General features: G+C 60.3%; 20 protein-coding genes and 1 pseudogene. 13 read left to right on the top strand and 8 right to left on the bottom strand.

All coding sequences use genetic code 11. From position 1 onward, the window contains the following. Positions 1 to 172 precede the first annotated feature (172 nt). Positions 173 to 418, bottom strand: coding sequence for a TIGR02647 family protein (locus AACY50_RS19355; protein ID WP_003229392.1), 246 nt, complete (start codon positions 416 to 418; stop codon positions 173 to 175). Between the two features lie 253 nt (positions 419 to 671). Continuing rightward, the gene (locus AACY50_RS19350) at positions 672 to 959 is read right to left on the bottom strand and encodes a hypothetical protein (protein ID WP_339430475.1); all 288 of its coding nucleotides are present in this window, start codon (positions 957 to 959) and stop codon (positions 672 to 674) included. Between the two features lie 127 nt (positions 960 to 1,086). On the opposite strand from AACY50_RS19350, the gene AACY50_RS19345 reads away from it, so the two are divergent. Continuing rightward, entirely contained in the window at positions 1,087 to 1,746 is a 660-nt protein-coding gene (locus AACY50_RS19345) for a glutathione S-transferase family protein (protein ID WP_339430474.1), read from the top strand. A gap of 105 nt (positions 1,747 to 1,851) precedes the next feature. On the opposite strand, the gene argH is transcribed toward AACY50_RS19345, so the two are convergent. Continuing rightward, positions 1,852 to 3,255, bottom strand: coding sequence for an argininosuccinate lyase (gene argH, locus AACY50_RS19340; protein ID WP_339430473.1), 1,404 nt, complete (start codon positions 3,253 to 3,255; stop codon positions 1,852 to 1,854). A gap of 332 nt (positions 3,256 to 3,587) precedes the next feature. Between argH and AACY50_RS28830 the strand changes: the two are divergent. The 8 genes and pseudogenes from AACY50_RS28830 to rsd all read left to right on the top strand — a co-directional run. After that, a pseudogene (locus AACY50_RS28830) lies at positions 3,588 to 3,728 on the top strand (sensor histidine kinase); the annotation flags it as partial. Next, a complete protein-coding gene (locus AACY50_RS19335) occupies positions 3,725 to 4,471 on the top strand; it encodes a LytR/AlgR family response regulator transcription factor (protein WP_339430472.1) in 747 nt (248 codons plus the stop codon). The pseudogene AACY50_RS28830 and the gene AACY50_RS19335, both read left to right, overlap by 4 nt. Before the next feature lie 138 nt (positions 4,472 to 4,609). Beyond that, positions 4,610 to 5,551 (top strand): hydroxymethylbilane synthase, encoded by a 942-nt coding sequence (gene hemC / locus AACY50_RS19330; RefSeq protein WP_339430471.1) that lies wholly within the window; start codon positions 4,610 to 4,612, stop codon positions 5,549 to 5,551. After that, a complete protein-coding gene (locus AACY50_RS19325) occupies positions 5,548 to 6,315 on the top strand; it encodes a uroporphyrinogen-III synthase (protein WP_339430470.1) in 768 nt (255 codons plus the stop codon). Before hemC ends, AACY50_RS19325 begins: the two co-directional genes overlap by 4 nt. A 16-nt stretch (positions 6,316 to 6,331) precedes the next feature. Further along, a complete protein-coding gene (locus tag AACY50_RS19320; protein ID WP_339430469.1) occupies positions 6,332 to 7,474 on the top strand; it encodes a uroporphyrinogen-III C-methyltransferase in 1,143 nt (380 codons plus the stop codon). Then, positions 7,471 to 8,709: a heme biosynthesis protein HemY gene (locus tag AACY50_RS19315; protein ID WP_339430468.1), complete on the top strand. Its 1,239-nt coding sequence runs from the start codon at positions 7,471 to 7,473 to the stop codon at positions 8,707 to 8,709. Before AACY50_RS19320 ends, AACY50_RS19315 begins: the two co-directional genes overlap by 4 nt. Positions 8,710 to 8,927: 218 nt before the next feature. Next, on the top strand, positions 8,928 to 9,479 hold the full coding sequence (locus AACY50_RS19310) for a disulfide bond formation protein B (RefSeq protein ID WP_339430467.1): 552 nt from the start codon (positions 8,928 to 8,930) through the stop codon (positions 9,477 to 9,479). Between the two features lie 183 nt (positions 9,480 to 9,662). After that, a complete protein-coding gene (gene rsd / locus AACY50_RS19305) occupies positions 9,663 to 10,121 on the top strand; it encodes a sigma D regulator (protein ID WP_339430466.1) in 459 nt (152 codons plus the stop codon). A 56-nt stretch (positions 10,122 to 10,177) separates the two neighbouring features. Here rsd and AACY50_RS19300 read toward each other — a convergent pair whose 3' ends face one another. Next, the gene (locus AACY50_RS19300; RefSeq protein WP_339430465.1) at positions 10,178 to 10,843 is read right to left on the bottom strand and encodes an FKBP-type peptidyl-prolyl cis-trans isomerase; all 666 of its coding nucleotides are present in this window, start codon (positions 10,841 to 10,843) and stop codon (positions 10,178 to 10,180) included. A gap of 192 nt (positions 10,844 to 11,035) precedes the next feature. Between AACY50_RS19300 and AACY50_RS19295 the strand changes: the two genes are divergently transcribed. After that, the gene (locus AACY50_RS19295) at positions 11,036 to 12,124 is read left to right on the top strand and encodes an AlgP family protein (protein ID WP_339539016.1); all 1,089 of its coding nucleotides are present in this window, start codon (positions 11,036 to 11,038) and stop codon (positions 12,122 to 12,124) included. Here AACY50_RS19295 and AACY50_RS19290 read toward each other — a convergent pair. Continuing rightward, complete coding sequence (locus tag AACY50_RS19290) at positions 12,121 to 12,585, bottom strand: TIGR02444 family protein (RefSeq protein ID WP_339464644.1); 465 nt, start codon at positions 12,583 to 12,585, stop codon at positions 12,121 to 12,123. The two genes, AACY50_RS19295 and AACY50_RS19290, sit on opposite strands and share 4 nt — an antisense overlap. A gap of 50 nt (positions 12,586 to 12,635) precedes the next feature. On the opposite strand from AACY50_RS19290, the gene AACY50_RS19285 reads away from it, so the two are divergent. The 3 genes from AACY50_RS19285 to AACY50_RS19275 all read left to right on the top strand — a co-directional run bounded on the left by AACY50_RS19285 (position 12,636) and on the right by AACY50_RS19275 (position 15,868). Next, positions 12,636 to 14,546: an ATP-binding cassette domain-containing protein gene (locus tag AACY50_RS19285; protein WP_339430462.1), complete on the top strand. Its 1,911-nt coding sequence runs from the start codon at positions 12,636 to 12,638 to the stop codon at positions 14,544 to 14,546. Beyond that, a complete protein-coding gene (locus AACY50_RS19280; protein ID WP_339430461.1) occupies positions 14,546 to 15,127 on the top strand; it encodes a mechanosensitive ion channel family protein in 582 nt (193 codons plus the stop codon). Before AACY50_RS19285 ends, AACY50_RS19280 begins: the two co-directional genes overlap by 1 nt. Before the next feature lie 108 nt (positions 15,128 to 15,235). Continuing rightward, positions 15,236 to 15,868 (top strand): LysE family transporter, encoded by a 633-nt coding sequence (locus tag AACY50_RS19275; RefSeq protein WP_221730819.1) that lies wholly within the window; start codon positions 15,236 to 15,238, stop codon positions 15,866 to 15,868. A gap of 63 nt (positions 15,869 to 15,931) precedes the next feature. Here the strand turns inward: AACY50_RS19275 and AACY50_RS19270 are convergent, their stop codons facing one another. The 3 genes from AACY50_RS19270 to AACY50_RS19260 are packed head-to-tail and all read right to left on the bottom strand — an operon-like array spanning position 15,932 to position 17,677. Then, positions 15,932 to 16,675: a penicillin-binding protein activator LpoB gene (locus tag AACY50_RS19270; RefSeq protein WP_339430460.1), complete on the bottom strand. Its 744-nt coding sequence runs from the start codon at positions 16,673 to 16,675 to the stop codon at positions 15,932 to 15,934. Positions 16,676 to 16,678: 3 nt separating this feature from the next. Further along, entirely contained in the window at positions 16,679 to 17,266 is a 588-nt protein-coding gene (gene lpoB, locus AACY50_RS19265) for a penicillin-binding protein activator LpoB (protein ID WP_039757415.1), read from the bottom strand. A gap of 36 nt (positions 17,267 to 17,302) precedes the next feature. After that, on the bottom strand, positions 17,303 to 17,677 hold the full coding sequence (locus AACY50_RS19260) for a YcfL family protein (protein WP_339430459.1): 375 nt from the start codon (positions 17,675 to 17,677) through the stop codon (positions 17,303 to 17,305). Positions 17,678 to 17,683: the final 6 nt, after the last annotated feature.

Below are 17,683 nucleotides of genomic sequence, written 5' to 3'. Positions count from 1 at the left end.
GCTCGGACGTTAAGGGACTCGGAATTTGGGGCAGTTTAGCCTTTGCGCAGAGGGACTTTTAAGCTGAATTTGTTTTTTGACGTCAGATTTATATCGCGAGGTGACGGCTGGCGAACGGATGGGCCCGCGGAAATCCCGTGGCAGGAGTTCCCGTGGGCAAAGTCGGGAAGGGTCAGGCGGTTTCTTGCTCTCTCAGAATCGTCAGCACGGTTTGCACGTTTTGCGCAGCATCGCGACCCAGGCTGGTCAGATACCCGCCATCAGGCTGGTCGGTCAGTTCTTTTTCGAAGAGGCGTTTGGCAGCGGCGATGTGTTTCGGGGCAGCGGTCTGATGAATTTTCAAACCTTCCTGGGAACTGTCCAGGTTGAAGAGTGCGAGGACTTCCAGTTCGGCAACCAGCTCAGGGGTAAGCGACATAAGGACTCCAGACTTTCTAGGAATTGGACGACAGCGCCCCTAAGGTGAACCTGCCGGCGCGGACTGTCCAGTGTGCGCGTCAGGGTTTTTGTCTGGGGGCGAATTCCAGTGTAGTCAGGGGCTGGCAGAAGGCCGGATGGAGGGGTGAGAAATTGTGTGTGAGCGAGCCTGCTCGCGAATGCGGCGCGTCAGGCACCGCATATTTCCAATGGTTCGGCCTTTTCGCGAGCAGGCCCCACAGGGCAAGCGGCGACTATTGCTTTTCGGGTGGCAACTCAGGCAGCGCACGCAACGCGGTCTCATACCATTCGGTATTGAAGGCGCGGTCGTCATCGAGCATGGCGTCGATTTCGTAGGCCAGAACGTGGGCCATCAAGTTGAGGATATCCTCACGCTCGTAACCGACCAGGGTCAACTTGTTGAAGGTTGCCTTGGCCGCAGGCGGGTTGTCGCTTTCGATCTGGTTTTCGATGGCTTCGATCAGCGTGGACTCGGTGAACTCTTCGTCGTCGTCAGTATTGATGTCTGTCGGCTCGCTCATGGCAGGCTCCTCAAGGAAAGTCGCCAGTTTACCCGCATTCAGTGGCGTGATGCTGCTGGCGGGAATCGCGTATGCGATCTATAAACAGGCACTGCCCACTCCCCCCGCACGGCCTGGAGGCTATGTGATGTTCAAGCTTTATGGATTCTCTGTCAGTAACTACTACAACATGGTCAAGCTGGCGTTGATGGAAAAAGGCCTGCCGTTCGAAGAGGTCACGTTTTACCCCGCGCAGACCCCGGATTCGCTGGCGATCAGCCCGCGCGGCAAAGTGCCGGTGCTGGGCGTCGACGGCGGGTTCATCAATGAAACAGCGATCATTCTCGAATACCTCGAACAGACGCACAAAGGCACGCCGCTGCTGCCAAGCGATCCATTCGAGCGCGCGCAGGTGCTGGCGATTGCCAAAGAGATCGAGTTGTATATCGAGCTGCCGGGACGCGCCTGTTATGGCGAAGCCTTCTTCGGCATGACGCTGCCGGAGGCGATCAAGGAAAAGACCAGGACCGAGTTGCTGCTGGGTTTTGCGGCGCTGGGCCGACATGGCAAATTCGCCCCGTATGTGGCCGGCGACAGCCTGAGCATCGCGGATCTGTACTTCCTCTACAGCGTGCCGTTGGCCTGCGCAGTAGGGCAGAAGTTGTTCGGCATTGATTTGCTGGCAGAGATGCCGCAGGCGAAAGCGCTACTGGAGCGGCTTGAGCAGAATCCGCATGTGCAGAAAATTGCGGCGGATAAAGAGGCGGCGATGCCGGCGTTTTTGGCGATGATCGCGGCTGAGAAGTAGGGTTTGTAGCGTTTTCAGGTCACTTTCGCGAGCAACTCCGCTCCCGCACAGGCACTTTGGTGAACACCATAAGTACCTTGTGGGAGCGGGCTTGCTCGCGAAGCTTTAGGCTTTTTGGCGGCTGGCGATCAGTGCCTGTCCGCGCGCAACCGCTGCCTTGACCTGCGCTGGCGCAGTGCCGCCGATGTGGTCACGGGCATTCACCGAGCCTTCCAGGGTCAGCACGGCAAACACGTCCTGCTCGATCTGATCGCTGAACTGACGCAGTTCTTCCAGGCTCATCTCGGCCAGATCCTTGCCGGTGTCGACGCCGTACTTCACGGCGTGGCCGACGATTTCGTGGCAATCACGGAACGGCAGGCCACGGCGTACGAGGTAGTCGGCCAGATCGGTTGCGGTGGAGAAACCGCGCAGCGCCGCTTCACGCATGATCGCGTGTTTCGGCTTGATCGCCGGGATCATGTCGGCGAACGCACGCAGCGAATCGCGCAGCGTGTCGGCGGCGTCGAACAGCGGCTCTTTGTCTTCCTGATTGTCCTTGTTGTAGGCCAGCGGCTGGCCTTTCATCAAGGTCAGCAAGCCCATCAGCGCACCGAACACACGGCCGGTCTTGCCGCGCACCAGTTCTGGCACGTCGGGGTTTTTCTTTTGCGGCATGATCGAACTGCCGGTGCAGAAACGATCCGGCAAATCGATGAACTGGAATTGCGCGCTGGTCCACAGCACCAGCTCTTCGGAGAAACGCGACAGGTGCATCATCGCGATGCTCGCGGCCGAACAGAATTCGATGGCGAAATCACGATCGGATACGTTGTCCAGCGAGTTGCCGCCCACGGCGTCGAAGCCCAGCAGTTGCGCGGTGTATTCGCGGTCGATCGGGTAGGTGGTGCCAGCGAGTGCTGCGCTGCCCAGGGGCATGCGGTTGGTGCGCTTGCGGCAGTCGACCAGACGTTCGTAGTCGCGGCTGAGCATTTCGAACCAGGCCAGCATGTGGTGCCCGAAGGTCACTGGCTGTGCAGTCTGCAAATGGGTGAAGCCCGGCATGATGCTCGCGGCTTCGCGCTCGGCTTGCTCCAGCAGGCCTTTTTGCAGGCGGGTGATTTCGGCGAGGATCAGGTCGATCTCGTCACGCAGCCACAGGCGGATGTCGGTGGCGACCTGGTCGTTGCGGCTGCGCCCGGTATGCAACTTCTTGCCAGTGATACCGATGCGATCAGTCAGGCGCGCTTCGATGTTCATGTGCACGTCTTCGAGTTTGATGCGCCACTCGAACTGGCCGGCTTCGATTTCGCCCTGAATGGTCTTCAGGCCGTCGATGATGCTCTCGCGCTCGGCATCTGTCAGCACACCGACCTTGGCCAGCATGGTGGCGTGGGCGATCGAGCCTATGATGTCGTGGCGATACAGGCGCTGGTCGAAAGTGACGGAGGCGGTGAAGCGGGCGACGAAGGCGTCGACGGGTTCACTGAAGCGGCCGCCCCAGGACTGATTGGTCTTGTCAGTGCTCATGAATTCGCTCGTATCGGCTTGAAGAAAAAGGCGTGAAACGCTGGCGCGGATAATAACAGGGTTGCCATTGCTGTCGCTGACACTGGTCGATACGTTTTTTTCTCATCTGCTCGTCCATAGTCGTCGCGGTCGCCGGGGGATTTGCGCAAGGATATTTTCCGATTGAGCAATATCGGCCCGACGAGCGTCTACAGTTGGACATAAGGGTCGGCGCGAGTGCAGATCGCGAAAGGGTCTGGCCGCCGACTGATAATAAGGGGGTGGGTGTATTGTCCTTGGACAAACGGCGTGAAAAACGCGGGAAACAGCGGGCTTTGAGCAGTACGACCCGGACACTGGCAAATATTGCTGGCCGACGTACGGCACTTTTTGGTGCTCGGACTAGTCTTAGCGTGGATCGCGGTGACGGACGTCACTCCACCTGTCTACGCTATCCTTGTGCGAGACTCACGCAGGAATCCAGCGCAATATGAATGTCCTGATCGTTGATGACGAACCACTGGCTCGCGAGCGCCTCAGCCGAATGGTGAGCGAGCTTGAGGGTTATACAGTCCTGGAGCCCAGCGCTACGAATGGCGAAGAGGCGTTGGCACTGATCGACAGCCACAAACCGGATATCGTGCTGATCGATATCCGCATGCCGGGCCTGGACGGCCTGCAGGTCGCTGCCCGTCTGTGCGAACGAGAAACGCCGCCGGCCGTGGTGTTTTGCACCAGTCCCGATGAATTTGCCGTGGAAGCCCTGCAGGCCAGCGCCGTGGGCTATGTGGTGAAACCTGTGCGAACCGAACACTTGCATGACGCCCTGAAACGGGCTGAGCGTCCCAGCCGGGCGCAACTCTCGGCCCTGACCCGTCCCGCTGCCGAAAGCGGCAACGGCCCGCGCAGTCACATCAGCGCTCGCACCCGCAAAGGTATCGAACTGATCCCGCTGGATCAGGTGGTCTACTTCATCGCCGACCATAAATACGTGACCTTGCGCCACGAGTCTGGCGAGGTGCTGCTGGACGAACCGCTCAAGGCCCTTGAAGACGAATTTGGTGAACGCTTTGTGCGCATCCACCGTAACGCGCTGGTCGCCCGCGACCGGATCGAACGTCTGCAACGCACGCCGCTGGGGCATTTCCAGCTCTTTCTGAAAGGGCTCAATGGCGACGCGTTGATTGTCAGCCGCCGGCATGTGGCGGGTGTGCGCAAAATGATGCAGGGCCTGTAACCTGGCCTTTCCGGGCGGTTCACATTTCTCTTTACCGGGCATCGCAGGCCAGGGAGGCCGCGCCGTTTCTGATTCAAGTCAAAGTGGATTTGACTGAGCTGTTATTATCCGCCGTATCTATTCAGTACGGATTGATCCATGTCTTCTCGCGAAATCCGCATCGCCACCCGAAAAAGTGCACTGGCCCTTTGGCAGGCCGAATACGTCAAAGCCCGTCTGGAAGCGGCCCATCCGGGTCTGCTGGTGACGCTGGTGCCCATGGTCAGTCGCGGCGACAAGCTGCTCGACTCGCCGCTGTCGAAGATCGGCGGCAAGGGCCTGTTCGTCAAGGAACTGGAAACCGCGCTGCTGGAAAACGAAGCCGACATCGCCGTCCATTCGATGAAAGACGTGCCGATGGACTTTCCTGAAGGTCTGGGACTGTTCTGTATCTGCGAGCGTGAAGATCCGCGCGACGCTTTCGTTTCCAATACCTATGCCAGTCTTGATGCCTTGCCAGCCGGTAGCATCGTCGGCACCTCCAGTCTGCGTCGTCAGGCGCAGTTGCTCACCCGCCGCCCGGATCTGGAAATCCGTTTCCTGCGCGGCAACGTCAACACTCGCCTGGCCAAGCTCGATGCCGGGGAGTATGACGCGATCATCCTCGCGGCGGCCGGGCTGATTCGCCTCGGTTTCGAAGACCGCATCACGTCGGCCATCAGTGTCGACGACAGCCTGCCGGCCGGTGGTCAGGGCGCGGTCGGCATCGAGTGCCGCAGCGCCGATACCGAAATTCACGCTTTGCTGGCGCCACTGCATCACGCCGATACCACTTCGCGTGTCACGGCCGAACGCGCACTCAACAAACATTTGAATGGCGGCTGCCAAGTGCCGATCGCCTGCTACGCCGTGCTCGAAGGCGAGCAATTGTGGTTGCGTGGTCTGGTGGGCGAACCGAGCGGCGGCAAGCTGCTCAGCGCCCAAGCCCGGGCGCCGCGCGCGGATGCCGAAGCCTTGGGCGTGCGGGTCGCTGAAGACCTGCTCAGCCAGGGTGCCGCTGACATTCTCAAAGCGGTGTACGGCGAGGCAGGTCACGAGTGACCGGTTGGCGCCTGCTGCTGACGCGCCCTGCCGATGACTGTGCGGCGCTCGCCGAGACGTTGGCCGCGCAGGGGGTTTTCAGCAATTGCCTGCCGCTTTTGGAAATTGCACCACTGCCGGTCTCTGACAAAATACGTCAGGCGATTACGAGGCTGCCCGGTTGCAGCGCGGTGATCGTGGTGAGCAAACCGGCGGCAAGAATTGCAGTGGATCTGCTCAAGGCCCATGGCATGCAGTCTCTGGCGATGCCGTGGTTTAGCGTCGGTGCGGCGACTGCGCAGATTCTCAAGGATCACGGCCTCGATGTGAGCTTCCCGGCAGAAGGCGATGACAGCGAAGCCTTGCTGCAATTGCCGCGTCTGGGTGAAGCTGTGGCCCGGCCCGGTTCGCAGGTTTTGATCCTGCGTGGGGAGGGCGGCCGCGAGCTGCTCGCCGAGCGCTTGCGCGAGCTTGGTGCTAGTGTCGAGTACTTGGAGTTGTATCGACGCGATCTGCCAGCGTATGCGCCGCGAGAGTTGCCGTGGCGTATCGAAGCGGAACGCTTGAATGGGCTGGTGGTCAGCAGTGGACAGGGTTTTGAGCATCTGCGCCGGATGGCCGGTGATGCATGGCCTGCGATTGCGCAGTTGCCGTTGTTTGTTCCAAGCCCAAGGGTCGCCGAGCTGGCAGTTGCCGCCGGGGCCCAAACAGTTGTGGATTGTCGCGGCGCGAGTGCCGCGGCTTTGCTGACGGCGCTACGGGAGCATCCCGTGCCCGTTTTCTAATGCAAAGGATGGATACGTGAGCGAAACAGCCTTGCCTAAAGATGACGTCCAGCCTGTGCTTGAAAAGCAGGTTGAAACCCCACCGCCGGCCAAAGAGCCGCGCCGAGGCAATGGACTGGCCATCGTCGCCCTGTTGCTCGGTGCTGCCGGTGTTGCGATCGGTGGTTGGGGTGTCTGGCAGGTGCGTCACCTGCAAACCAACACTGAGCAGCAGTCGGGTCAGGTCCAGGCGTTGAATGATCAAGCGCAGAGCCTGAAGCTCAGCGAGCAGCGGCTGAGCGAGCGTCTCGCGCAGTTGCCGGGCGCCGACGAACTTGCTGATCGCCAGCGGCTGGTGGCTCAGCTTCAGGGTGATCAGCAACGACTGAGTCAACGTCTGGAAACCGTCCTTGGCGCCAGTCGCAAGGATTGGCGTCTGGCCGAGGCCGAACACCTGCTGCGTCTGGCCAGCCTGCGTCTTTCGGCGTTGCAGGACATCAGCAGCGCTCAAGCCCTGGTGCAGGGCGCCGACGAAATTCTTCGCGAGCAAAACGACCCCGGCTCTTTCGCTGCTCGTGAGCAAGTGGCCAAAACCCTCGTCGCATTGCGCAGCACCGAGCAGCCGGATCGCACCGGGTTGTTCCTGCGTCTGGGGGCGCTGCGTGATCAGGTCATCGGCCTTACCGAACTGGCGCCGGAGTACAAGGATCGCGGCGAGTCGCTGCTCGGCCTGACGGCCGATGGTGACGGCGCCAGTCGCTGGGCACAGTGGTGGGATGAGGTCTCTCGCTACATTCGTATTGATTTCAACGCTGACAAGAATGTGAAGCCACTGCTGGCCGGGCAGAGCCTGAGCCAGGTGCGCCTGGCGCTGAGCCTGGCGCTGGAACAGGCGCAGTGGGCGGCGCTCAATGGTCAGGCGCCGGTGTACAGCCAGGCGCTGACCGAGGCGCGGGACGTGTTGCATGGCAACTTCAACCCGGACAATCCGCAAAGCAAAGTGATGCTTGAGCAGGTTGCCGAGCTGAGCAAGGAGCCGGTCACGGTCAACACCCCGGATCTGACCGGCACCCTGAGTGCGGTGCAAGCCTATCTGGAGCGGCGCACTGTCAACGCCGAGGAATCGGTGAAACCCTTCGCCAAACCTGCCGCCAACACCGCGCAGGAGGCCACACCATGAAACGTCTGTATGTGATCGTGTTTCTGGTGATCGCCGCGACGGCAGCATTGGGCCTGGCGATTGCCGAGCATTCCGGTTACGTGCTGGTGGCCTACAAGTCCTTCCGCTACGAGTCGAGTCTGTGGGCGACGTTGGCGCTGATCGCGGTGTTGTGGTTGCTGGTCTGGGGCATCAAGGCGTTGGTCGAGTTGGTCATGACGTCCAGTGGCGTGGTCAATCCATGGTCACGGCGCAACCGCAGTCGGCGGGTACAGGTGGCAATCGAGCATGGCCAACTGGATCTGGCAGAAGGTCGCTGGGCCAGTGCTCAGCGTCATTTGTATCGTGCTGCCGAAGCCGAGCGCCAGCCTCTCCTTTACTATCTCGGTGCTGCCCGCGCGGCCAACGAACAAGGCAATTACGAGGATTGTGATGGCCTGCTGGAGCGCGCTCTGGAGCGTCAGCCACAAGCTGAGCTGGCGATTGCTCTGAGTCATGCACAGTTGCAGACCGACCGCGGCGATACCGACGGCGCGCTGGTGACATTGCAAGCGATGCACGAGCGTCATCCACACAATGTGCAGACGCTGCGCCAGTTGCAGCGCCTGTATCAACAGCGCGGCGAATGGTCCGCGGTGATTCGATTGCTGCCTGAACTGCGCAAGGACAAAGTCCTGCCACGCGCCGAGCTGGCTGAACTGGAACGCCGTGCCTGGGGTGAGAACCTGTCGTTGGCTGCACAGCGCGAAGAGGATGGCTCCGTGGGCCTGCAGTCCCTCAATCGCGCCTGGCAGCAACTGACTTCGGCGCAGCGCCAGGAGTCGCCGCTGGTGTTGGCTTACGCCGAGCAATTGCGTCAGCTAGGTGCTCAGGTGGAGGCAGAAGAAGTGCTGCGTACGGCCCTCAAACGCAATTACGACAGCCATCTGGCACGTCTTTATGGCCTGGTTCGCGGCAGCGATCCGGCGCGTCAATTGCAAACCGCTGAAGGCTGGCTAAAGGATCATCCGAACGATCCAGGCCTGCTCTTGACGTTGGGGCGTCTGTGTCTGCAAACCAGTCTATGGGGCAAGGCGCGGGATTATCTGGAAAGCAGCCTGCGTGTGCAGCGCAATCCGGAAGCCTGTGCGGAACTGGCGCGCTTGCTCGCGCAACTGGGCGACACTGATCGCAGCAATCAGTTGTTTCAGGAAGGACTGGGGCTGCTGGACGAGCGCCTGCTGGCCGCGCCTCTGCCGGTCCCGGCGCACGTCTGAAGTCACGAGGGAGGTCGCTCCCTCGTCCCCGTTTGGCGACCGAAAATTTAACTTCAAGGCGCGTCAGGGGCAAAGTCCTACAGTGGACTACACCTATTCCTCTCGAACCTGTCGGGTTTTCCCTACACATCTGGTGAACTGTCGGCAGGGCGTTGCCTTGAAAGGCTGACACGCTTTCCTCTACCGTAACCGTCTGTCTCTACTGTTACGGAAAAGCCATGTCGTTGGCCTGCTCACGCTCCTTGTTCTTCATGGCTTTCACTGCGGGGGCCTTTGCTCTGGGAGCTTCCTATTATCTTGAATACGCGGTCGGCCTGACGCCGTGCAGCCTATGCCTGGTGCAGCGCCTGTTCCTCACGCTGCTGTGCGCCTCTTGTGGTCTGGCGGCGGTGCACGGTCCCAAACGTGTCGGTCTGTGGCTCTACTGGCTGTTTGCGCTGGGCGCGAGTCTGGGGGGCACCACAGCGGCCTGGCGGCAAGTATTGATTCAAAGTGATCCTGTGCTGCAAATGCTCAATTGTGCCCCGCCGCCGGAAACGATGTTCAGCGCTTTGCCGTGGATCTGCGCGTTGCAAAAGATGTTTAACGGCGGTGCCGATTGCGCCGAAATCTCCTGGACCCTGTTCGATCTGAGTATCCCGGAGTGGAGTTTGTTGTTCTTTGTAGCGGTGTCGATTCTTGCCGTTTATCAATTGTTGCGGCTGGTCTGGAGTGCTCTGCAACGACCGCCCGGCGGCGAAGCGTCGCACCGGAAGCTGATCAGGGATTAAACACTTGTATGAACTTTATCTCCTGCGTACCTTGAAGCCACAGGCGTGCGGGCATAATCTGGCCCCCACGTGTCATTGGATTTATGTTGCTCGATGACGCTCTGCCCGGCCGTCCCCCAAGCCAAAACCAAAAGCGGGACGCGGGTGTAGAGCAGCATGACCCACAAGGGAAGAGAGATCGCCATGCTCGAAAGTTGTCAGAATGCTCAGGAACGTTGGGGTGGAGTTCATCTGCTGATCGACCGCTGGTTGCAAGAGCGTGAGGAGCTGATTGGCGCCTACGACAAGCTCGGTGCGGAGCCTCAGGCGTTGTCCGAGAATCGCAAACCCTTGCAGGAGTTCTGCGGCGTGCTGGTCGACTACGTATCGGCTGGACACTTCGAAATCTACGAACAGTTGACCGGTGAGGCCAAGGCATTCGGCGACACTCGCGGTCTTGAACTCGCCGAAAGGATCTATCCGCGCATTGATGTCATCACTGAAAAACTCCTCGCGTTCAACGATCTTTGCGATGACGGTAAATGCGTTGCAGAGAAGTTCAAGGAACTCGGTGGACTGCTTCACGAACGCTTCGAGCTGGAAGACTGCCTGATTGAAGTGCTGCATACCGCACACAAAACAGAGGATCCGGTTCAGGCCTGATTGGCTTTTTCAATAAAAAACGGTGCGCCCAAAGCGCACCGTTTTTTTATGCCTGATCAACTCGTCGCACCGCGCAATTCGACTTCAAACACCAGTGGTGTGAATGGCGCGATCAAGTCGCCAGCACCATCGGCGCCATAGGCTTGATCCGATGGAATCACCAGTCGCCATTTGGCACCCACCGGCATGTTCTGCAAAGCGGTGCGCCAACCGGCAATCACGCTGTCGAGGTTGAACCATTGCGGCTGAGTGTTCTGATCGAACACCGTGCCGTCTGGCAAACGACCGATATACAACACCTGCACTTTTCCATCGGGACCAGCCTTGGCGCCGGTGCCGTGCGCAAGCTCGGTGAGCAGGATGCCGTCGGCGAGTTCCTTCACCCCCGGTTTGGCTTTTTCGGCGGTCAGAAAGCGCTGCTCGTTTTCCATCGCGGCGTCGCTCGTAGGCATCGCGGCGTGCTCGGCATTCTGCGATTCATGATCGGCCAGAATCTGTTCGATCCGCGCTTCACTCAACGCCAGCGGCTTGCCTTGATAGGCCTGTTGCAAGCCGTCCACCAGCGCCTGGATCTGCAACTGTGGGACTTCCTGGCGCAAGCGTTCGCCCAGGCTGGCACCGAGGCTGTAGGCCAGATCATGAGCGTCGTTCGCGGTGGTTTTTTCGTCGGCGTGGGCCGCTGAAAAAATCATGCAGAGGGATAAAAAAAGGTAGCGCGACATAGGCACTCTCCGACCTGAGATGCGGTGGATTATGCCAGCGCGAACGTCTGCAACGGTGAACTGCTTTTGACTTAACGCAGAACATTTTCACTTCGGTGCAACGCAGCGCTTTCCTTACTGTCAAGATGACCTAGCGGCGGTAGCAGCAGAGGTCTAGTATGAGCCGCACTCACGTCAGCCAGGAGGTAAACCATGTCGGCCACCAAGAAGCCTGTAAACACTCCGTTGCACTTACTCCAACAACTCTCGGGCAGCTTGCTCGAGCATCTGGAAAACGCTTGCTCCCAAGCCTTGGCTGATGCTGAAAAACTGCTCGCCAAACTGGAAAAGCAACGCGGCAAGGCGCAAGAAAAACTGCACAAGTCGCGCACCAAATTGCAGGACGCTGCTGCCGCCGGTAAAGCCAAGGCACAGACCAAAGCCAAAGGCGCAGTGAAAGAGCTCGAAGAACTGCTCGATGCTCTGAAAGAACGTCAGTCCGACACTCGCAACTACATTCTGCAACTCAAGCGCGATGCTCAGGAAAGCCTGAAACTGGCCCAGGGTGTTGGCCGTGTGCAAGAAGCAGTGGCCAAGGTTCTGTCTTCCCGTGAAGCGAAGCCTGCTGCAGCACCTGCGAAGAAAGCAGCAGCCAAACCTGTCGCTGCCAAAGCACCGGCGAAAACGGCTGCAGCCAAACCCGCTGCAAAGCCGGTAGCTAAGCCGGTTGCAAAAGCACCTGTGAAAGCGGCTGCGAAACCTGCGGCGAAAAAACCGGCTGCGGCAAGCGCTGCAAAAACGACTGCTGCAAAACCAGTTGCGGCCAAAACCGTTGCTGCGAAAGCCGCTGTAAAACCAGCCGCTGCCAAAGCTGCTCCAGCTAAACCCACAGCAGCAAAACCAACCGCTAAACCGGCTGCCAAAGCTGCGGTAAAACCGGCTGCTAAACCGGCAGCTGCAAAACCTGCTGCCAGGACTGCCGCTAAACCGGTAGCCGCCAAACCAGTTGCCAAAGCTGCGGCGAAACCCGCCGCCAAGTCATCTGCAAAACCAGCAGTTAAACCCGCCGCCAAACCGGCTACTGCTGCCGTCAAGCCAGCAGCCAAACCGGCTGCCAAGCCTGCCGTGAAAAAACCAGTTGCTGCCAAACCAGTCGCTGCAAAACCGGCAACCGCTGCGGCTGCCAAGCCTGCTGCGCCGACAGCCCCGGCCTCGTCGGCCGCCAGTGCTTCGACCACCACGACCGCACCAACGCCAGCCGCTGCGTCGAGCAGCACCAGCAACCCGACCAGCGCTTCCTAAGTGCCGGCTGCCGCGACGCGCAGCCTTTGCAGCGCGTCGCGGTTCAGCCTGGCGGCGGTTGTCGCCAGGCTCTCCAGCCATTCTCCCGCCCCTGGGGCGTCATGCAACGGCCAGTCCAGCGCCGTTTGCTCCAACTGCCACAGCAGATGCCGTTCGGCTTCCAGCTCCAGCGCCTTCATTTGATCGCGCAGCCCCTTGAGCACCGGATCTTCCTTCGCCAGGCTTTTCCATTGAGTGCGCAATGCACGCAGTGGCTGCACCACCTCCGCGTCCCAAGGCTCCACCACCATTTGCAGTTGCCGCACGCGTTGCTCACTGCAGGTCACCCCGCGTTGTTCCAGCCATAGGCCGCAAAGCAGCAAGCAGACATTGGTGCCCGCCGCTTGCATGTGCAGGCAGGTGTTTTCCACGCCCGGGCGGGCGTAGGTGGCAAGGGAAAAGCTCCACAGGTCAGAGGACATCGTGCTACTCGCGCCAGTTGTGAGCGAAGCTGGTAGACTCCGCCGCCATTATGATCCGACTTCAGAACCTGACTTTACAGCGTGGCCCGCAACGTCTGCTAGAAGACGCCGAGCTGACCCTGCACGCCGGCCACAAAGCCGGCCTCATCGGCGCCAACGGCGCCGGCAAATCCAGCCTGTTCGCCTTGCTGCGCGGCGAGTTGCACCCGGACTCGGGCGATTGCCTGCTGCCGGCCGACTGGCGGATCGCGCACATGCGTCAGGAGGTCGACACGCTCGAACGCCTGGCGGTCGACTATGTGCTCGATGGCGACCTGCGTCTACGCGAAGTGCAGCGTGACCTCGCCGCGGCCGAAGCGGCCCATGACGGCGTGGCGCTGGCCCGCCTGCACGCCGAGCTCGACAGCGCCGACGGCTACACCGCCGATGCCCGAGCCCGCAAGCTGCTGGCTGGCCTGGGGTTTACCAACGAACAGATGGATCGCCAGGTAGGCGATTTCTCCGGTGGCTGGCGGATGCGTCTGAATCTGGCGCAGGCTTTGATGTGTCCGTCGGATTTGCTGCTGCTCGACGAACCGACCAACCACTTGGACCTCGACGCCATCATTTGGCTCGAAGAGTGGCTGAAAAGTTACCCGGGCACCTTGCTGCTGATTTCCCACGACCGCGATTTCCTCGACGAAGTCGTCGACCATGTGGCTCACGTCGATCAGCGCAAACTGACCCTCTACCGTGGCGGCTACACCGCGTTCGAACGCGCCCGTGCCGAGCGTCTGGCCCAGCAGCAACAGGCCTACGAGAAGCAGCAGGCGCAACGTGCGCACATGGAAAGCTACATCGCCCGCTTCAAGGCCCAGGCCACCAAGGCCCGTCAGGCCCAGAGCCGGATCAAGGCGCTGGAGCGCATGGAGGAACTGTCGGCGGCCCACGTCGATTCGCCGTTCGATTTCGTGTTCCGCGAGTCGACGAAGATTTCCAGTCCGCTGATCGATCTGTCCGATGCGCGTCTGGGTTACGGCGACAAAGCCATCCTGGAGAAGGTCAAGCTGCAACTGACCCCGGGTGCGCGCATCGGCCTGCTTGGCCCGAACGGCGCCGGTAAATCGACCCTGATCAAGAACCTCGCCGGCGAGCTCGAACCGCTGGCCGGGCGTCTGACTCGTGGCGAGAACACCGTGGTTGGTTATTTCGCCCAGCACCAGCTCGACTCGCTCGATTCCAAGGCCAGCCCGTTGCTGCACTTGCAGCGTCTGGCGCCAACCGAGCGCGAGCAGACCCTGCGCGACTTCCTCGGTGGTTTCGACTTCCGTGGTGCGCGGATCGATGAGCCGGTGCTGAATTTCTCCGGTGGCGAAAAGGCCCGTCTGGCCCTGGCGTTGATCGCCTGGGAACGCCCGAACCTGTTGCTGCTCGACGAACCGACCAACCACCTCGACCTGGAAATGCGCCTGGCGCTGACCATGGCGTTGCAGGAATTCAGTGGCGCGGTACTGGTGGTGTCTCACGATCGGCATTTGCTCAAGAGCACCACCGATAACTTCTATCTGGTCGCGGACGGCAAGGTCGAGGAGTTCGATGGCGACCTCGAAGACTACGCCCGTTGGCTGGTCGAATACCGTCAGCGCAACGCGCCGGTCAGCAACAACCCGGTCAACCCGGACAAAACCGACAAGAAGGCCCAGCGCCAGGCCGCTGCTGCGTTGCGTCAGCAACTGGCACCGCACAAGCGTGAAGCCGACAAGCTTGAAGCCGAACTGGGCAAGCTCCACGAGAAACTGGCCAAGGTCGATGCCAGCCTCGGCGACAGCGACATCTACGAGCCCGCGCGCAAGAACGAATTGCGTGATCTGCTGGCCGAGCAGGCCAAACTGAAAGTGCGCGAAGCCGAGCTGGAAGAGGCGTGGATGCAAGCCCTGGAGACGCTGGAAAGCATGCAGGCGGAGCTGGAGGCGCTGTCCTGATGGACGCGTTCAGGCTGTCGCTTCCGGCCATGTGGGTCGAGCCGATCTGGCTCGGCGTGCAGATTCTGCTGATCCTGCTGGCCGGCTACCTCGCCCAGCGCTTTGTCGCCAAATGCCTGACTCGCCTGGGTGAGCGCTATCCGTTTCCGCCGCAGCTGCTGATGCCGCTGCGCGGTGGCTTGCGCTGGCTGATCATGGGCAGTGCGCTGATCTTCGTGCTTGAGCGCCTTGGCGTATCGGCGACGGTGTTGTGGACGGCGCTGTCGGGATTCGTCGCGGTGGCGGCGGTGGCGTTCTTCGCAATGTGGAGTGTGCTGTCGAATCTGCTCTGCGCGATTCTGATCTTTACCGTCGGGCCGTTTCGGCTCGGTGATGTGGTCGAGTTGGTGGACACCACCGACAAGCCCGGTGTCAAAGGCCGGGTGGTGGCGATCAATCTGCTCTACACCACGCTGATCGAGGCTGAGGAATTGGGCACGGGTAGCGCGATGGTGCAGGTGCCGAACAGTCTGTTCTTCCAGCGTTCCGTGCGGCGCTGGCGCGGCAGTGATGTGTTTGCTTCGAGCAGTTTCGAGAAGTAGCCCGCCAATACGGGGTTGCGTCCGTAACCTCCTACAAAAAAACGATAGTCATCCGCCTGAAACCACATTAATTTGCACGTTTGGTACGAGTCCGAGTCGAGGTGTGCGATGGAGCTTCAAACATGGCTGGCATTCTTTGCCGCCTGCTGGGTGATCAGTCTGTCCCCGGGCGCCGGCGCCATTGCGTCGATGTCCAGCGGTCTGCAATACGGTTTCTGGCGTGGTTACTGGAATGCCCTCGGCCTGCAAATCGGCCTCGCGGTGCAGATTGCGATTGTCGGCGCCGGTGTCGGCGCAGTCCTCACCGCCTCGGCTACGGCGTTCCATGCGATCAAATGGTTTGGTGTGGCCTACCTGGTTTATCTGGCGATCAAGCAATGGCGCGCGCTGCCCATGGACATGAGTGATGACGCGGCGGTGCGGCCGATCGGCAAGCCGCTGGCACTGGTGTTCCGTGGTTTTCTGGTGAACATCAGCAACCCCAAGGCACTGATTTTCATGCTGGCGGTGCTGCCGCAGTTCATCAATCCCCACGCACCGCTGCTGATCCAGTATCTGGTGATCGGCGCGACCATGATCTGCGTCGATCTGATCGTCATGGCCGGCTACACCGGTCTGGCGTCGAAAGTGCTGCGGTTGCTGCGCACGCCCAAACAGCAGAAACGCATGAACCGCACGTTTGCCGGGCTGTTCATCGGTGCGGCGGCGTTTATGGCGACGTTGCGCAAAGCAGCGGTTTAAAAACCCGCAGGCACAAAAAAGGCGACCTATTGAGGTCGCCTTTTTCATTTGTGGCAGGGGGTTTTAGCGCAAAATCACCGGCGCGGTATCACGCGGCAGATTGTTGCGTGGCTGCGGCTCGCGCGGCTGCTCGTAACCGCCACCGCCGAGCTGTTGGCTCAGTTGCCCGGCCACGTCCTCACCCAGCGCCTTCGACACCTCACGCACCACCCGTGGGCGGTTCAGCGAGACCTTGATGTCGCGGTGGTTCACCAGTTTGGTGTCCTGCGCTTCACCCATCGCCGTGAAGGCCGACGTGATCTCAAAGGTCTTGGTGTTGATCAGGCTGAAGTCCGCCACCAACGTCAGGCCCAGCACTGCCGAATAGCTGTCGGTGTGCGCCAGCTCGTTCATGTCCTGGGTGAAGTCGATGTCCGACACGGTACCGAACAGAACATAGTCGGCGCCCTTGAAGTTACCGGCCTTGATCCGCTTGATCACGTCGTAGATGTCACCCTTGGACGACGCGGTGTACGGCGTGCCTTGCACCAGCTGGAACATGCCGGTGCGCAGGATTTCACCTTTGATGTCGCCAGTGAATTTACGCAGTTCGGTTTGTTCGATGTAGCTGGTGGTCGCTTCGAGCTCGTTGTAGTTCGAAGAACCGCTGGAGCTGTAGTAACCCTCGCGGTAATTGCTCTGCGCCGAAACGATGTGGATGTATTGCTCCACACGTTCCTGGTACGCCAGATCCGTCACCGCGACTTTCGGGGCCGCTTGCACGCTGAGCGCGCAAGCCAGGGCCATCATGCCAATCCATGTGCGCATCGATTAACGCTCCGTGGTTTTGCGGATCTCTTTTTCGTCCATCCACTCGGCCAGACCGCTTTCAACGTCGATCAATTGCAGGCTGAATTTGTAGAAGACGTCCTTGTAATCGCTGCTGCGCTTGACGATCGAGCTGATCGAGCCTTCGATGCGGTACTTGGCGGCGATCATGTTACCGGTCTTGGCCACGGTGCTCTTCTTGTACAGGCCGCTCTGGTTTTGCAGCTTGAGCTGGTCAACCTGGCTCTGCATCGCGTTGTTGTCGCTGGCAAAGCGCGCAACGCCAGTCTTCATCAGTTGGGTCTTGATGCTGGTGGTGATTTCGCGGGTGTCGATGTACTCGCTGGTCTTGTTCTTCACGTCGTAGACCTGAACCACCGGACGGCCCTGCAGAATGCCGGACTGGGCCAGGGAGCGGGTCATCGACTCGGCGATCATTTGCAGGTCGGTCGAACCGAATTCGTTGGTCACGGTTTCAACCGCTTTGGTGTCGCCGTAGCTGATGTTCTTGCTGCCCAGGGTCGGCGAAGTATTGGCGCAACCGGAGGCCAGCAGGGCGATGACGGCGATGCAGGAAAAGCGTGCAAACATGGGAATGCTCTCTAAAACAGGAAGAGTGGGTCGGGCTTAAGGCGTCTTGAGTTCCAGACGGAAGTCCACGGCTTTCGGGGTCGGGGCGATGCCCTGGATGAAGCTGGTCTGCGCGCCGTACATCATCTGGCTTTTCCAGACTTCTTCCTCGGCAATCGGGAAACCTTCCGGGCCGAGCCAGGCGAAGCGGTAGTAGAACGTCTTGTTGCTGTTGAGGGTGTTGCTCAACTGCACGTTGACGGTCATGAAGCCGTTTTCGCGCGCGACGCGCATGGCGCCGACGACGATGTGTTTCTGCGGCCCCATGGCCACGACCTTGCTCGCGGCGCTGCCCGGCTCCGGTGGCGGCGGGGTAGCGCAGCCGGTGGCCAACAAGGCGAGGGCGGCAACGGCGATGAGTTTGAAGTGCATGCAAAG

The sequence above is a fragment of the Pseudomonas sp. RA_15y_Pfl2_54 genome (assembly GCF_963971015.1).
Lineage (GTDB): Bacteria > Pseudomonadota > Gammaproteobacteria > Pseudomonadales > Pseudomonadaceae > Aquipseudomonas > Aquipseudomonas baetica_A.
This window is presented reverse-complemented; position numbering and strand designations above follow the sequence as displayed.

Coding starts and splice junctions, on each gene's coding strand:
- AACY50_RS19355 (WP_003229392.1), bottom strand. CDS start 418: ATGTCGCTTACCCCTGAGCTGGTTGCCGAACTGGAAGTCCTCGCACTC.
- AACY50_RS19350 (WP_339430475.1), bottom strand. CDS start 959: ATGAGCGAGCCGACAGACATCAATACTGACGACGACGAAGAGTTCACC.
- AACY50_RS19345 (WP_339430474.1), top strand. CDS start 1,087: ATGTTCAAGCTTTATGGATTCTCTGTCAGTAACTACTACAACATGGTC.
- argH (WP_339430473.1), bottom strand. CDS start 3,255: ATGAGCACTGACAAGACCAATCAGTCCTGGGGCGGCCGCTTCAGTGAA.
- AACY50_RS19335 (WP_339430472.1), top strand. CDS start 3,725: ATGAATGTCCTGATCGTTGATGACGAACCACTGGCTCGCGAGCGCCTC.
- hemC (WP_339430471.1), top strand. CDS start 4,610: ATGTCTTCTCGCGAAATCCGCATCGCCACCCGAAAAAGTGCACTGGCC.
- AACY50_RS19315 (WP_339430468.1), top strand. CDS start 7,471: ATGAAACGTCTGTATGTGATCGTGTTTCTGGTGATCGCCGCGACGGCA.
- AACY50_RS19310 (WP_339430467.1), top strand. CDS start 8,928: ATGTCGTTGGCCTGCTCACGCTCCTTGTTCTTCATGGCTTTCACTGCG.
- rsd (WP_339430466.1), top strand. CDS start 9,663: ATGCTCGAAAGTTGTCAGAATGCTCAGGAACGTTGGGGTGGAGTTCAT.
- AACY50_RS19300 (WP_339430465.1), bottom strand. CDS start 10,843: ATGTCGCGCTACCTTTTTTTATCCCTCTGCATGATTTTTTCAGCGGCC.
- AACY50_RS19295 (WP_339539016.1), top strand. CDS start 11,036: ATGTCGGCCACCAAGAAGCCTGTAAACACTCCGTTGCACTTACTCCAA.
- AACY50_RS19290 (WP_339464644.1), bottom strand. CDS start 12,585: ATGTCCTCTGACCTGTGGAGCTTTTCCCTTGCCACCTACGCCCGCCCG.
- AACY50_RS19285 (WP_339430462.1), top strand. CDS start 12,636: ATGATCCGACTTCAGAACCTGACTTTACAGCGTGGCCCGCAACGTCTG.
- AACY50_RS19280 (WP_339430461.1), top strand. CDS start 14,546: ATGGACGCGTTCAGGCTGTCGCTTCCGGCCATGTGGGTCGAGCCGATC.
- AACY50_RS19275 (WP_221730819.1), top strand. CDS start 15,236: ATGGAGCTTCAAACATGGCTGGCATTCTTTGCCGCCTGCTGGGTGATC.
- AACY50_RS19270 (WP_339430460.1), bottom strand. CDS start 16,675: ATGCGCACATGGATTGGCATGATGGCCCTGGCTTGCGCGCTCAGCGTG.
- lpoB (WP_039757415.1), bottom strand. CDS start 17,266: ATGTTTGCACGCTTTTCCTGCATCGCCGTCATCGCCCTGCTGGCCTCC.
- AACY50_RS19260 (WP_339430459.1), bottom strand. CDS start 17,677: ATGCACTTCAAACTCATCGCCGTTGCCGCCCTCGCCTTGTTGGCCACC.